Genomic DNA, 15,309 nt, shown 5'->3' with positions numbered 1-15,309 from the left:
TTATGTATCCTCAAAAAATAAAACCATTCTTATACCTGGGATATTTTTATCTTATCGTATCATTGATTGTAAGAGTAGTATTCTTTTTTCACCCGATAACTACCGCAAGCTTTGGCTTTTTTGAGGTACTGAAAGTTTTGGTAGTGGGGCTTGCCAATGATATTTTTGTATTCATTTTAGCAAGTTCCTTTCTGGCTTTGTATTTCCTGTTTCTTTCAGATTCAAAATATAAAAAGCCTTACGGACAAATAATATTGGGAGCTTTACTGCTCCTTTTTTTCTACATCCTGCTTATTCCAAATAATATTTTTAAGCAATATGGTGGGTCGATAGCAGAAATAGCACTTGCTTTTATAGGCTTAAAAATCATCTTCTTTGCTTTAATGTTGTTTCTTCCATCCCAAAGAATTAAGATCAGGAATGTTCTCTACTTCATTACTTTATTTTTATATGTATTGCTTATTGTATTTAATGCCGTAAGCGAATATTTCTTTTATAATGAGTTTGGATTACGCTATAATTTCATTGCGGTAGATTATCTTATTTACACCAATGAAGTAATAGGAAACATTATGGAGAGCTATCCTGTAGTTCCCCTGTTCCTGATTATATTTGCTATTACATCAGCGATTACCTGGTTTATTTACAAGAAAACAAAAAATGAACTCAAAGATCTTCCCAATTTCAAACAAAAATTGATTCTATTAGGTTCTTTTATTCTACTTGCCGGCATCAGCTTAATATGTTTAACGTTCACTACGCAGATAAGATCTTCCAATGTATTTGCTGAAGAGATTGAGGCAAACGGATTTCCAAAATTTTATTGGGCATTTACCCACAATGAATTAGATTATTTCCAGTTTTATCCTCAAATCGATCAAAAGAAAGCAGAAAGTAATTTCTTAAGCCAGTATTCAGAGCCTAACCTTACAAGAAAAATAATCTCAGAACAGCCTGAACTCAAAAAGAATGTGGTGCTGATCTCAATAGAAAGTTTATCTGCAGAGTTCATGCAACATTATGGAAATGAACAAAAGATTACTCCCTTTTTGGACAGTCTAGCTGATCGGTCTATGATGTTTACCAATTTATATGCAACAGGAAACAGAACAGTCCGTGGCCTTGAAGCACTGACTCTTTGTATCCCTCCAACAGCAGGAGAAAGTATTATTAAAAGAGAAAATAACAAAAATAAATTTACTACAGGAAGTATTTTTAAATCTAAAGGATACGACGTAAGATTCTTATACGGTGGTTACAGCTACTTTGACAATATGCAGGATTTCTTTGCTGGCAACGGATATGGAATTGTTGACAGGAATAACTTTAAACCGGAGGAAATTACTTTTGCCAATGTTTGGGGTGTTGCAGATGAAGATATGGCAAGGAAAGCAATTCAGGTGATGAATGCTGAATCAAAATCAGGAAAGCCATTTTTCAACCACTGGATGACCGTTTCCAACCATAGACCTTTTACCTATCCAAATGGAAGAATAGATATCCCAGGTGATGTGAAATCAAGAGAAGGAGGAGTAAAATATACTGATTACTCGCTTCGCCTGTTTTTTAATATGGCAAAAAAACAGGAGTGGTATAAGAACACTGTCTTCGTTATTGTTGCAGATCATTGCGCATCCAGTGCCGGAAGTACAGAACTGCCAATGGATAAATACAGGATTCCTGCAATGGTTTTCTCTGATGGATTTATTCAGCCGCAAAAATTTGATAAACTGATGTCTCAGATAGATCTGATGCCTACCGTATTAGGATTGCTTAATTTTAGTTATCAATCAAAGTTTTTGGGACAAGATGTTTTAAAAAATGGATTTCAACCTAAAGCTTATGTAGCCACTTATCAGGATCTTGGATTTATAAAAGATGGATATTTAACGGTAATCTCCCCGGTAAAGAAAATAAAGCAATATTCCCTATCTCTAAAACAGGAAAAACTAGCACCGGAATTTAGCATTTACTATGATGAAAAACTTTTAAAGGAGACCAACCAAAAAGTTGTAGATGATGCGATCTCAGCCTATCAATCAACCTCATATTGGCTAAAAACCAATCAGCTTAATCGATGATTATATCACAATTTAAATAAATTAATAAGAGGATTTTACAATCCTCTTATTTTATTTTTCAGCTGACAAGATATTCCTGTAATTACATTTTAATTGTATGGTTTAAATTTTTAAATTTACATACACAAAAAAATTGCTATGAAATGGACAGACGATAGAGGTGGAAACGTTGAAGACCGCCGTGGCTCCGGAGGGAGTGGTGGTATGATCGTTGGCGGAGGACTGGGAACATTAATTATTGCCGCGATTGTTTTCTTTTTAGGAGGCGATCCATCCAGCATATTAAGCTCAGGCAGCATGTCATCACCCACTCAAACGGAGCAGAGGGAATTAAATGCAGATGAGAAAAAAATATATGAAATGGTGGATATGATGGATGGTTGGAATACCATTACATGGACAGAAGTTTTCAAAGAAAATGGAATGACCTATACTCCCCCAAAAATTGTTCTTTTTGAAAATACAACGCAATCCGGCTGTGGTACTGCACAATCTGCCATGGGGCCTTTTTACTGTCCGGCAGATCAAAAAGTATATATGGATATGAGCTTCTTCAATGAATTACAGCAAAGATTTGGAGCAAAAGTAACAGAATTTACAGTTGCTTATGTTTTGGCTCACGAAATAGGTCATCATGTACAGACTCTTTTAGGGACGACTCAAAAAGTAGATGCGCTTAGAAGAAGCGGAAGATATACAGAGGCTGATATGAACAGAGTTTCAGTAGCGACAGAATTACAAGCTGACTTCTATGCCGGGCTTTGGGCAAAAAGAACCAACGATAAGAAACATATTCTTGAGCCTGGTGATATTGAATCTGCCATTGATGCTGCAGAAGCTGTAGGCGACGACAACATTCAAAAAAGATCGCAGGGATATGTAAATCAGGAAAGCTTTACCCACGGATCATCTGCTCAAAGAAAAGAATGGTTTATGAAGGGCTTTAATACGGGTGATATCCGACAAGGAGATACATTCAATCAGCTTTTAAAATAAGACATTTAATATAAAAAAATCCCCGAAGAAGTTCTCCGGGGATTTTTTTATTTATGGTAATTCTATCGGATTGCTATTTTTCTTTGCCTCACTCTTCACCCTTTCCTCCATCCTCTTTCGAAGATCTGCTGGATTTCTGCCACCATTACCTCTTGGTCCTGTTACGCCTCTTTCTCCACCGCCAATTCTGGTTTGAGCAAAGCCACCACCGCCCTGAGTCATGAAAGACATTGGATCTTCAAAGAATTTCTTCTGTTGTTTTAAATAGTCGGCTCTTTTAACTTTAATAATATTCCCAAATTGATTCATTGTGGGAAAAGCAGCTATCTTATAATTTTTCATTAAATCAAAAGAATAGTCTCCCTGACTATCTTCTACCTTTACAATCAAACCGGGAAGTCCATTGAATTTATAGGGGCCATCCTGATAGGAAAGATCAGTAGTAAACCATGCCGTCCACTTTCTTCCTCCGAAATCGGTTTCAGCCTTTTGAACTTTATAATCTCCGATTTTTGTAGTCTCAGGCAGTATTTTCCAGGTTAAAGGACGATCTTCCTCATAAGAATACATATCGCGTCCTAACCTATCTTTAAAAAATATTTTTTGATCCTTCTTATCTTTTTCTACTGAGTAATTAATATTACTTCGTAGCCCTTCCATCTGGTCTCTGTTAAAGCTAATCGCTCCTCCACTTTGAAATGTTTTTTGCATAATTGAATCTCTTTTCACTCTATTTTCAGAGTAAAAAACGGACTTTTCCTGTGAGATATCCAAATACGCATTCTCAGTTTTTATATCACTCTTATTTTCAGCATCAGGTTTCATAGTCACCTGATATACAAACCTGTTCACCTGTGCAAAAACACTTTGCATCGACAGAACTAAAGCAATGAGGGTTATTTTTTTCATTTGTAATTTATTTTAATTCAATTGGGTTTTGACTTCCTCCACTAAAAGAAGTATTTTCTGTTCCTGAACTTTGCATTGGGAAGCTGCTATTACCGCCATTCATTCCCATACCTCCTCTATGCATTCCTCCTCCGTGGCGACCACCGCCTTGCATTCCGCCCATTCCACCTCCATCATGTTTTCCATCACCAAAGTTTTGCATTCCCCCTCCGGTTGTTCCTGCTATTGATCTTTTGGTTTTACTCAACTCTAACTCCAACGCTGCCATATCTCCATGGAAATTAATCCTCGAACTTTGTTTTGCATCAGTGCTTATAGATTCTTCAAAAGAATTCTTAATATTAATTTTTTTGACAAGATCAAATTTATAATCTCCTTTATCATCTTCAAGCTTTACAATTAACCCCGGTAATCCGGAAAATTTGTACGGTCCATCGGAAATATTAATGTCTTTTGTAAACCATGCCGTCCACACTCTTCCTCCAAAATCGACAGTTGCTTTCTGGGCAGGGTATCCGTTTTGTTTTCCAACCTCATTTGTTATTTCCCATTTTACAGGCCTGTCTTCCTGATAGTAAATCTGTCTTCCTCTCACTTTATCATAATAGAAAACCTGTTGCTCTGCAATATTTTTAATGATAAAATAATCAAAAAAAGATTCAGCATTAAACTTTCCCAAACCTAGTTTTGAGAAATCTTTTCCTTCTTTCTTTTCTATCTTACCTTCCTGTTTAAAAACATTTACAAGTGAATCTTTTACTAATTTATGTTCACTTATAAATAACGACCGACCTCCTTTAATATCCAAAAAAGTCCGTTCAGTTTTCATCGTCACAAGATTAATTGAGTCTGGATTCACTGAGGTTTCGTATATATAGCGCGTGGTTTGTCCATAAGATATTGCAGCTAAAAACAATATAAAAAAGACCGGTAATTTTTTCTTCATAATATTCTTTATAGATAAAAAATACTATTCAAAGTTAAATGAAAAACAGAATCACTAAATTTGCACTAGAAAATTTATACATTTTTTAACACTAATAATCATATGAATTATGATCTTATTAAGATTCGCATCATTAAAATAGATATCTTCAATTTGAGATTGCGGAAATTAGTTCGTATTTTTGCAGGATTAAATCATTCTAAATAAATACAATGATAACAGTATCAGATCAAGCGAAGTTAAAAGCCATCCAGTTGATGACGGAAGAAGGCTTTAACCCTGCTGAAGATTATATAAGAGTGGGGGTGAAAAGTGGAGGATGCTCTGGTTTGGAGTATGTTTTAAAATTTGACAACCAAAAAGCAGAAACAGACCAAATTATTGTCAACAATGATGTTAAAATCGTTGTAGACAAAAAATCTATCCTCTATTTAGCAGGTACAATTCTTGAATATTCAGGAGGTTTGAACGGAAAAGGATTTGTTTTTAACAATCCTAATGCATCCAGAACATGTGGTTGTGGAGAAAGTTTTTCTCTATAGAGAAAAAATATTAGATGCTGGATGTCAGATAAAGACCTGGTCTGAAATCTGAAATCTAACATCTGAAATCTAAAAAAAATAATGAGCAAATATACAGAAGACGATTTACGCGTCGATTTAGAAAATAAAAAGTATGAATTCGGTTGGGAAACAAAGATCGATTACGAAGATTTCCCAATTGGTTTAGATGAAGATATCATTCGTGCTATTTCTGCTAAAAAAGAAGAGCCGGAATGGATGACAGAATGGCGTTTGGAGTCTTTCAGAATATGGCTTAAAATGGTAGAGCCTACCTGGGCAAACATTAAATATGAAAAACCAGATTTTCAGGCTATCCGTTATTATGCAGCTCCAAAGAAGAATCCAGAACTTGCAAGTCTGGATGAAGTAGATCCGGAATTACTGAAAACTTTTGAGAAATTAGGAATTAATATCGAGGAACAAAAAAGACTTTCGGGAGTAGCAGTAGATATTGTCATCGACTCTATTTCTGTAAAAACTACGTTCCAGGATACTTTAGCAGAAAAAGGAATTATCTTCTGTTCTATTTCTGAAGCGATAAAAAATCACCCTGACCTGGTGAAAAAATATTTAGGAAAAGTAGTTCCTAGAGGAGATAACTTCTATTCTGCTCTAAACTCTGCAGTATTTTCTGACGGAAGCTTCTGCTATATTCCAAAAGGAGTACGATGCCCAATGGAACTTTCCACTTACTTCCGTATAAATCAGGCAGGAACAGGACAGTTTGAAAGAACTCTTGTGATTGCAGACGAAGGAAGCTACGTTTCTTATCTTGAGGGCTGTACAGCACCGTCAAGAGATGAAAACCAATTACACGCAGCCGTTGTAGAGCTGATTGCAATGGATAATGCTGAAATTAAATATTCCACGGTTCAAAACTGGTATCCTGGTAATGAAGAAGGAAAAGGAGGGGTATTCAATTTTGTCACAAAAAGAGGTTTATGTGAGAGAAATGCAAAAATCTCATGGACTCAGGTTGAAACGGGATCTGCAGTGACATGGAAGTATCCATCTTGTATTTTGAAAGGTGATGGCTCCATCGGTGAGTTCTACTCTATTGCAGTGACCAACAATCACCAATATGCTGATACCGGAACAAAAATGATCCATATCGGAAGAAATACCAAATCAACGATTATTTCAAAAGGTATTTCTGCAGGAAAATCTCAAAACTCTTACAGAGGACAGGTAAAAGTAATGCCTTCTGCAAAAGGGGCAAGAAATTTCTCTCAGTGTGACTCTCTGTTGATGGGTAATGAATGTGGTGCACATACTTTCCCATATATTGAGATCAAAGACCCTACAGCACAATTAGAACATGAGGCTACAACCTCAAAAATCGGAGAAGATCAGATTTTCTATTGTAATCAAAGAGGGATCGATACAGAAAGAGCAATTGCTTTGATCGTAAATGGTTTCAGTAAAGAGGTTCTTAACAAACTTCCTATGGAGTTTGCTATTGAAGCGCAAAAATTATTAGAGATCTCATTAGAAGGATCAGTAGGATAAGCTACAATGGAAACTACGGAAAGATTAATTTTAAGAAAACCTCAAAAAGAAGATTTTGAAAGATTTTTTGAAATTAATAAAGATCCGCAAACCAATTTGTATAATCCAAGTGGGCCGATGAGTCTTGAAAAAGCTAAAAATACATTTAATAGAATGCTTGAGCATTGGAATCAAAATAATTTTGGTGCCTGGGCAGTTTTAGAAAAGGAAAATCCGGAAGAAATCATAGGTTTTGGTGGATTAAGCTTTAAAATGTATGGAGAAAAAGAAGAATTAAATCTGGGATATCGATTTGCTCCAGAAGCCTGGGGAAAGGGATATGCAACAGAATTTTCAAAAAAAACTATAGACTTCGGTTTTAATGATTTAAATGTAAAGGAAATTTTCGGTGTCGTTCGTCCTGATAATGTGGCTTCCATCAAAGTATTGGAAAAAGCAGGAATGGAAAAGACAGGAAAACTTAATGATGTACCAGATCAGCCGGAAAGTTTAGTATATAGAATTCAAAAATAATTTGTTTAAGCAAATAAAATGTTAGAAATAAAAAACTTACACGCCAGGATTGAGGATGGCGCACAAATTTTAAAAGGTATTAATCTTGAAATAAAACCAGGTGAGGTTCACGCTATTATGGGACCTAATGGTGCTGGAAAATCGACGCTTTCCTCTATTATAGCAGGAAAAGAAGATTACGAAGTTACTGAAGGGGAAATCATTTTTCAAGGTGAAAACATCAACGAAGATGCTCCTGAAGAAAGAGCACATAAAGGAATATTTCTTTCTTTTCAGTATCCTGTAGAAATTCCTGGAGTTTCTGTAACTAACTTTATTAAAGCAGCTTTAAACGAAAACAGAAAAGCAAACGGATTAGAGGAAATGCCTGCAAAAGAAATGCTTGCTCTGATTCGTGAAAAGTCTGAAAAATTAGGAATTAAAAAAGACTTTCTTTCTAGATCGCTAAATGAAGGATTTTCAGGAGGTGAAAAGAAAAGAAATGAGATCTTCCAAATGATGATGCTTAATCCTAAATTGGCAATTCTTGATGAAACGGATTCAGGATTGGATATTGATGCTTTAAGAATCGTTGCAGACGGAGTAAACCATTTTAAAAATGAAGGAAATGCAGTTCTTTTGATTACTCACTATCAAAGATTGCTGAACTATATTCAACCAGACTTTGTACACGTTCTTGCTAACGGGAAAATCATAAAGACTGGAGACAAATCTCTTGCTTTAGAATTGGAAGCAAAAGGGTACGACTGGCTTCTTAATTAAGAAGAAATATTTTTAGTACAGATTTTATCAATCCTCGCTAAAAGTTTACGCGGAAAAACCGCAAATAGTAATACAATTTTTAAATACATAAAAAAGGTGTGATGGCCGAAATTTCAGTAATGGCTTTATACGATCAAATTATTGACAACCACGATGAGTTTTTGGAAAGTCTTCGTCACAGATTTCTGGATGAGGATAGAAAATCTGCTCTTCGAGCGTTCGAGGGTATTGGTTTTCCGACCAAAAAAGACGAAGAATACAAATATACCAATCTAAAAGAGATCACAGAAAAGGGCTATAATTTTTTCCCTAAGGAAGGTCACAATATCACTAAAGAACAATTGGAACAATTGCATCTTGGTGAGGAGAACTTTGACTGGATCGTTTTTGTAAATGGTAAACTTCATAAGGAATTATCAAAGATTTCTATTGAAAATATAGAATTCCTTTCATTCAACTATGCTTTGAATGATGAGAAACACAAAGAAGTTTTTGATAAATATTTCAACACAATTGCTGCCGAAAAATCAGCTTTTACCGATTTAAATCTTGCTTACTGCAAGTATGGTTTCTTTCTGAAAGTTCCTAAAAATGTAGTGATTGAAAGACCAATCCATGTTTTCTATCTTTCTCAAAACCAGGAAGAAAACACGTTCTACAATACAAGAAATTTACTTATTGTAGAGGAAGGAGCAAAGGTGGAAGTTATTGAAAGTCACCACAATTTTGATGATACTTTTGTACTGACCAATTCAGTCACAGAAATCTTTACTTATCCAAATGCAAAAGCAGATTGGCATAAGCTTCAAAATGATAATGATACATCATATCTTATCGATAATACTTTTGCAAAACAGGAAAAAGATAGTTTAACCACTGTAAATACCTTCTCTTTTGGAGGAAAACTGGTAAGAAACAATCTGGATTTTATTCATAATGGACAGAATATTAATTCATTCATGAATGGAATCACAATCATTGGGAAGGATCAGTTGGTAGACCACCACACGGCGGTTCACCACAATCAGCCTAATTGTGAAAGCTATCAAAACTACAAGGGTATATTTAAAGATAAAGCCCATGGGGTATTTAATGGAAAAGTTTTCGTTGATAAAATAGCCCAGAAGACAAATGCCTACCAGCAAAACAATAATGTTTTACTGAGTGAAGGGGCAAGCATTGATACAAAACCTCAATTGGAGATCTTTGCCGATGATGTAAAATGTTCTCATGGCTGTACGGTTGGCCAGCTAAATGAAGACGCTTTATTCTATCTGAGAGCAAGAGGAATCTCTAAAAAAGAAGCTCAGGCGCTGCTATTATTCGCATTTGCCAATGATGCAATGCAGAATATTGATATTGAACCTTTAAAAGAGAAAATTTCAAAATTACTGGCAGAAAAATTAGAAGTAGACATTGAATTCTAAGAAAATAAATTGATACCAAAAAAAGCACTTCAAATGAAGTGCTTTTTGTTTTTTATCAGGTTGTGATCTTACTTTTTCAACCACCATTGATTATCCTTTCTATCTGATCGTTTTACCCCATTATTAACCGTATAAGCAAATCCAATTCCTAGAGTCTGCTTAAGCTGTGTCTTCTGAATCTGATTATGATCATATAATACATCAACTGTTATATTAGAAGAAATATATTTGTTGATCTTCATATTTAAAACAGCTCCGTAAGCCAACACTAACCTCTCAGGATGATCGAGATAGTTGGAAAATACAGAAGCCGTATTCGTCAGGTTAATATTTTCCATCAACTTCACTTTATACACTGCATTCCCTAAAAAACCAAATTGCAGTAAAGAACTATCTCCATCTGCTTTTAAACCATAATTCCCAGCTTTCTGAAGGTCTGTATCTAAAACAAAAGTCCATCTAGCATTGACAGGACGTAAAGTGACACTTAGATTATCGTTAGGCCGGTAGGTAACCCCCAAACCCATGTTAAAATATCCTGGAGCCATAAAATTGGAGATTTTCTTTGCTTCAGGATTATTTCCATCCTCGTATCCCGCAGAAAACTGGGACTGCAAACTTGCTCCTGACGAAATATACCAGCTTTTAGAAAACTGTCGCCCATAATTTGTAGATATATTAAGCACATCCTGGGTTTTCCTCGTCCCTACTCCTTTTGTATTATTCTCACCGTAACCCATGATGATGATATTTTCCCATAGGTCCTTATCTTTTTCATATGTAAGGTTATAATCAATACCAGCGAGCCAGCCAACATTATTAGCTCCCCCACCAACCCAATTTGAAAAAGCGGCTTGATTAAACATTAAGGTATTTTTTCCTAAAACGGACCAATGTTTTATAGTATCTACAACTACCGAATCTTTTTTTATATCCTGAGCATTTACAAAAATCTGGATCGAAATGCCCACAAGCAATAAAAACTTCTTCATAAAATAAAAAATTTTCAATTACAAAAGTATAAAATATAATTTGTGAAAACCCACAATTTATACAGTATAGAACAGGTTTTTTCTATAAATCATTTTTTAACTAACTAAAAACGAGCCACTTTATTCAATAAAACTCAAAATATTTCTTTAAAATTAAAATGCTGATTAAAATCATTACCTTTTGTCTTGAAAATAAACGACGTAGACTAAAATCATCGCCAAATTTTCCGAAATTTACTATTGGCTTTTGATTTGACATTATTTCTCCATGTTTAAAAATGTAATTTCCAAAAGAGCTCTTATAAGCCCATTGCTAATGCTTGCCGCAATGTGGCTTGGCTACTTTTTACAGACGCAAGGTTTTTTTCAAAGTTGCTTTGGAGCGATCATCCCTTTATTGCCGGAAGGCTTGCTGGGAATAATAACCTCTCCTCTTTTACATGGAAATATGGATCATATCATCAGTAACTCCATTCCTATCGCTGTGCTTATGTTTCTTTTGTACCAGTTTTACCCACTGGTGGCTAATAAGGTATTTATTATCGGCTGGCTCGCGACAGGCTTGCTGTTATGGCTTCTTCCTCCTGTGGATATAATGACTGGCGAATATATGTATACCTGCACGATCGGAGCAAGTGGTATTGTCTATGTTCTTGCATTTTTTCTGTTCTTTAGCGGAGTATTCAAATGGAATATGACACTTCTAACCATTTCTTTACTGGTTGTTCTATATTATGGAAGTCTGGTTTGGGGAATGTTTCCTGAAGAATTGTTTTACAATCTACAGGAACCCAGCAAAATATCCTGGCAGGCTCACCTTTCAGGAGCGGTCGTAGGAAGTATAATTGCATTTGCTTTTAAAAATATTGGTGAAAAAAAGAAAAAATTCATTTGGGAGTTTCCCAATTATTACAGTGAAAAAGATGACAAACTTTGGCAGGAATATAAGGAGAATCACCCTGAAGACTTTTTAGAATTGCCTTATAAAAAGAGAGATGATATCTGGGATCATTTGGATGAACTAAGAAAAAAATAGAACTTAATTCATTACATTTGAATAAAAAGCACACATGATTTCCGAAGAACATCTTTATGCAATCGCATTACGCGAGTGTAACTTAATTGGTGATATCAATTTTATTAAACTTATAAAAGTATTTGGAAGCGCAAAAAATGCCTGGGAAAATGCTAAGAAAGAATATAGGAAGCTGGAAGGATTTGGGCAGAAAATAGTTTCAGATATCGGCAATCCACTTCACTTAGAATTCGCTGAAAAAGAACTGAAATTCTGTGAAAACAATGAGATTCAGATTACCCTGCAGCATCTTAATGAACTCCCCGATCTACTTAGTGAATGTCCGGATGCGCCTGCTATATTATATCAGAAAGGAACCTACCAACATATACTGCAACCATTAAGTATTGTGGGGACCAGAAATATGACCAACTACGGTAAACAGTTTATTAATACCTTTTTTGAAGAAACTAAATCCTGTGATTTCATTTCAGTAAGCGGATTGGCCTTAGGAGTAGACAAGGAAGTTCACGACCAATCTTTACAATATAAAATCCCAACCGCTGCTGTTTTAGCGCATGGCTTTCATACTATGTATCCTGCAAAAAACAAAAAACTATCCGACAGGATTTTACAGGAGGGAGGTGTTTTATTTACCGAATTTAATTCCTCCAGAAAACCGGATAGGGAAAATTTCATCCAAAGAAACAGAATTATTGCGGGTATCTCTCCTGCAACAATCGTTGTTGAGACAGCTTTTGGAGGAGGATCTATAAGCACTGCTACATTTGCGAACAGCTACAACCGAGACGTTTTTGCTCTTCCCGGGAAAATCACTGATCTTTATAGCCAAGGTTGTAATCATCTCATTTTTCAAAATAAAGCATCTACTATTTCTACGATTAAAGATCTCATTTCCAACCTTGGATTTAATAAACCAAAGGAAAAAATAGAAGAACTTTTCCCTCTCTCTTCAACAACAAATCAACTATCTGATAATCAAAGATTAATCTACACATTTATTGCGGAAAATCCGCAAATCAATTTAGACGACCTCGCACAGCAAATATCGCTTCCAACCTATAGAATTTTACCCATAATTTTAGAATTAGAGCTTTTAGGGAAAGTGAAATCATTTTCCGGGAGACAATTTGTAGCAATTTGAAATTTAACTATTTCTTAATATTGCATTATTTCACAAATAACATTTAATTTTTAATAAAATTTAAATGCAAATTATCAATTTAATAATATTTTCTATCATAATTATTAAATTTTCAACAATCATCAATTAAGGTGTTGTGAATCTTGAAAAAAAAATTAAATTTGTTGGCAATAATATTCAACCTTACTATATGGAACAATATAATATTGACCAGAAAATCCAGGAGTTTATTGCAAAAATTGAGGCAAAAAACCCTAACGAGCCAGAATTTTTACAAGCCGTAAAAGAAGTTGCAGTTACTGTAATTCCGTTTATCGCTACCAAGAAAGAATACACAGGAATGAAGCTTCTTGAGAGAATGGCTGAAGCTGAAAGAATTATTATTTTCAGAGTTCCATGGGTTGATGATAAAGGGGAAATCCAGGTAAACAGAGGTTTCAGAATTCAAATGAACTCTGCGATTGGACCATACAAAGGAGGAATCCGTTTCCATCCTACTGTAAACTTGTCCGTTCTTAAGTTTCTAGCTTTCGAACAAGTATTTAAAAACTCATTAACAACCCTTCCAATGGGAGGTGGTAAAGGAGGTTCTGACTTTGATCCACAAGGAAAATCTGATATGGAAGTAATGCGTTTTTGCCAGGCTTTCATGACGGAATTATGCAAACATATCGGTCCGGAAACTGACGTTCCGGCTGGAGATATCGGAGTAGGATCAAGAGAAATCGGATATCTATTCGGACAGTATAAGAAAGTGAGAAACGAGTTTACGGGTGTTCTTACCGGAAAAGGTCTTGCTTATGGTGGTTCATTGATCCGTCCTGAAGCTACAGGATATGGTGTTGTGTACTTCGCTGAGCAAATGCTTAAGACAATCGATCAAACATTTAAAGATAAAATAGTTTCTGTTTCAGGTTTCGGTAACGTAGCTTGGGGAGTTATCAAAAAAGTATCTGAATTAGGAGGAAAAGTAGTAACTATTTCCGGACCTGATGGATACATCTATGATAAGGATGGTATCGATGGTGATAAAATCGATTATCTATTGGAACTAAGATCTTCTGGTAATAACAGAGCTGAAGACTACGCTAAAAAATATCCTTCTGCTGTTTTCCACGCAGGAAAACGTCCATGGGAAGTAAAATGTGATGTTGCTATTCCTTCTGCTACTCAAAACGAACTAGATTTCGAAGATGCTAAAGTATTGGTAGGAAATGGTGTGCTTTGTGTAACTGAAGCTGCCAACATGCCTTCAACATTAGAAGCAATCAACTATTTCTTAGACAGCAAAGTATTATTCTCTCCTGGTAAAGCGTCTAACGCTGGTGGTGTAGCTACTTCAGGATTAGAGATGACACAAAACTCTATTCGTCTGAACTGGACTTCTGAGGAAGTAGATGCAAGATTAAAAGAAATCATGATCGGAATCCATAAAGCTTGTAGAGATTATGGAAAAGAAGAAGACGGGTATGTAAACTATGTAAAAGGTGCCAATATTGCCGGCTTCGTGAAAGTTGCAGAAGCAATGTTAGCTCAGGGAGTTGTATAGAACAAAAATATAAAGGTTGGGAAAATTCCCGACCTTTTTTCTTATAGCCTGTTCCCGGGAAAATGGGAAAAAAGTAAAAAGTGAAAGGAGAAAGCATTGATATAATCAATGCTTTTTTTATTTTTATAAAGATGAAAAATACATTTAAAAATATTGATGAATATATCTTATTATTTCCTGAGGCCATACAGAAGACAATGGATCAACTAAGAGAAACCATTCATTCTGAAAACCCAGAGTTAGAAGAATATATTGGCTATCAAATGCCCGCTTTCAGATACAAAGGAAAACCTCTGGTTTATTTTGCAGGCTACAAAAAACATATAGGGTTTTATCCCGGAGACGAGGGGATCAAAAACTTTGAGAAGGATTTCGTAGAAAACGGATATCCATTTTCAAAGGGAGCTGTTCAGTTTCCCCTTGATAAGGAAATGCCTTTAGCCCTGATCAGGAAAATCGTTGCGTTTAAAATAACCACAATAAACCAAAAAAAATCCTGAAATATAATATTTCAGGATGCTCATTTCTACTTTTTAACAATTTATTTCGACTTTTTCTTTTTGTCCTTTTTCTCTTCTTTTACTACATCAGCAGGCTTAGTAGCATTAGTCTCAGTACTCATTGTCGTTCCGGCATCTGTAGTCATTGTTACATTTGCCGATTTATCAACAGTAGCTGTTGTACTCGCATTTTGGGTTGGCGTAGTCGCAGTTGTATTGGATTGCATTGTTTGCGGCTGCGTTTGAGTCGCCGTCTGCTTAGGCTCAACTTTCTTTTGTGTCTCAGTCTGTGCTGATACAGCAACCACTCCTGCTAAAGAGAATGCTGCTGTTAAAATTAACTTTTTCATATTCTAATATTTTAAATGGGTGTTTGGTATTC

The 15,309-nt window shown here is 35.4% G+C and carries 15 protein-coding genes; 11 read left to right on the top strand and 4 right to left on the bottom strand.

All coding sequences use genetic code 11. From position 1 onward, the window contains the following. Positions 1–2: 2 nt before the first annotated feature. Entirely contained in the window at positions 3–2,081 is a 2,079-nt protein-coding gene (locus tag CEY12_RS15205) for an LTA synthase family protein (RefSeq protein WP_089028492.1), read from the top strand. A gap of 138 nt (positions 2,082–2,219) precedes the next feature. Continuing rightward, the gene (locus CEY12_RS15200) at positions 2,220–3,077 is read left to right on the top strand and encodes a neutral zinc metallopeptidase (protein WP_089028491.1); all 858 of its coding nucleotides are present in this window, start codon (positions 2,220–2,222) and stop codon (positions 3,075–3,077) included. Between the two features lie 51 nt (positions 3,078–3,128). Here CEY12_RS15200 and CEY12_RS15195 read toward each other — a convergent pair whose 3' ends face one another. Then, the gene (locus CEY12_RS15195) at positions 3,129–3,986 is read right to left on the bottom strand and encodes a GLPGLI family protein (protein WP_089028490.1); all 858 of its coding nucleotides are present in this window, start codon (positions 3,984–3,986) and stop codon (positions 3,129–3,131) included. A gap of 7 nt (positions 3,987–3,993) precedes the next feature. Then, the gene (locus tag CEY12_RS15190) at positions 3,994–4,932 is read right to left on the bottom strand and encodes a GLPGLI family protein (protein WP_089028489.1); all 939 of its coding nucleotides are present in this window, start codon (positions 4,930–4,932) and stop codon (positions 3,994–3,996) included. Between the two features lie 212 nt (positions 4,933–5,144). Between CEY12_RS15190 and CEY12_RS15185 the strand changes: the two genes are divergently transcribed. From CEY12_RS15185 to sufD, 5 genes are all read left to right on the top strand, one after another. Next, positions 5,145–5,474, top strand: a complete 330-nt coding sequence (locus tag CEY12_RS15185) for a HesB/IscA family protein (RefSeq protein WP_089028488.1) — start codon at positions 5,145–5,147, stop codon at positions 5,472–5,474. An 81-nt stretch (positions 5,475–5,555) separates the two neighbouring features. Continuing rightward, positions 5,556–7,004 carry a Fe-S cluster assembly protein SufB gene (sufB, locus tag CEY12_RS15180; protein WP_089028487.1) on the top strand — a complete coding sequence of 483 codons (1,449 nt, stop codon included), beginning with the start codon at positions 5,556–5,558 and terminating at the stop codon, positions 7,002–7,004. Positions 7,005–7,010: 6 nt separating this feature from the next. Then, positions 7,011–7,517 carry a GNAT family N-acetyltransferase gene (locus CEY12_RS15175; RefSeq protein ID WP_089028486.1) on the top strand — a complete coding sequence of 169 codons (507 nt, stop codon included), beginning with the start codon at positions 7,011–7,013 and terminating at the stop codon, positions 7,515–7,517. A gap of 18 nt (positions 7,518–7,535) precedes the next feature. Next, on the top strand, positions 7,536–8,279 hold the full coding sequence (gene sufC / locus CEY12_RS15170; RefSeq protein WP_089028485.1) for a Fe-S cluster assembly ATPase SufC: 744 nt from the start codon (positions 7,536–7,538) through the stop codon (positions 8,277–8,279). 119 nt (positions 8,280–8,398) lie between these two features. Next, on the top strand, positions 8,399–9,706 hold the full coding sequence (gene sufD, locus CEY12_RS15165; protein WP_172821071.1) for a Fe-S cluster assembly protein SufD: 1,308 nt from the start codon (positions 8,399–8,401) through the stop codon (positions 9,704–9,706). 68 nt (positions 9,707–9,774) lie between these two features. On the opposite strand, the gene CEY12_RS15160 is transcribed toward sufD, so the two are convergent. Beyond that, positions 9,775–10,698, bottom strand: a complete 924-nt coding sequence (locus CEY12_RS15160; protein ID WP_089028484.1) for a DUF3078 domain-containing protein — start codon at positions 10,696–10,698, stop codon at positions 9,775–9,777. A 268-nt stretch (positions 10,699–10,966) separates the two neighbouring features. On the opposite strand from CEY12_RS15160, the gene CEY12_RS15155 reads away from it, so the two are divergent. From CEY12_RS15155 to CEY12_RS15140, 4 genes are all read left to right on the top strand, one after another. After that, complete coding sequence (locus CEY12_RS15155; protein WP_089028483.1) at positions 10,967–11,734, top strand: rhomboid family intramembrane serine protease; 768 nt, start codon at positions 10,967–10,969, stop codon at positions 11,732–11,734. 34 nt (positions 11,735–11,768) lie between these two features. After that, the gene (dprA, locus tag CEY12_RS15150; protein WP_089028482.1) at positions 11,769–12,878 is read left to right on the top strand and encodes a DNA-processing protein DprA; all 1,110 of its coding nucleotides are present in this window, start codon (positions 11,769–11,771) and stop codon (positions 12,876–12,878) included. A gap of 190 nt (positions 12,879–13,068) precedes the next feature. Beyond that, complete coding sequence (gene gdhA, locus CEY12_RS15145) at positions 13,069–14,427, top strand: NADP-specific glutamate dehydrogenase (RefSeq protein ID WP_089029895.1); 1,359 nt, start codon at positions 13,069–13,071, stop codon at positions 14,425–14,427. 131 nt (positions 14,428–14,558) lie between these two features. Further along, positions 14,559–14,927, top strand: coding sequence for an iron chaperone (locus CEY12_RS15140; protein WP_089029894.1), 369 nt, complete (start codon positions 14,559–14,561; stop codon positions 14,925–14,927). 41 nt (positions 14,928–14,968) lie between these two features. Here CEY12_RS15140 and CEY12_RS15135 read toward each other — a convergent pair whose 3' ends face one another. Then, positions 14,969–15,277 (bottom strand): hypothetical protein, encoded by a 309-nt coding sequence (locus tag CEY12_RS15135; protein ID WP_089028481.1) that lies wholly within the window; start codon positions 15,275–15,277, stop codon positions 14,969–14,971. Positions 15,278–15,309 lie beyond the last annotated feature (32 nt).

The organism is Chryseobacterium sp. T16E-39 (assembly GCF_002216065.1).
Classification (GTDB): domain Bacteria; phylum Bacteroidota; class Bacteroidia; order Flavobacteriales; family Weeksellaceae; genus Chryseobacterium.
Note: the sequence above shows the minus strand (reverse complement) of the source record. Positions and strands in the feature narration are given on the sequence as shown.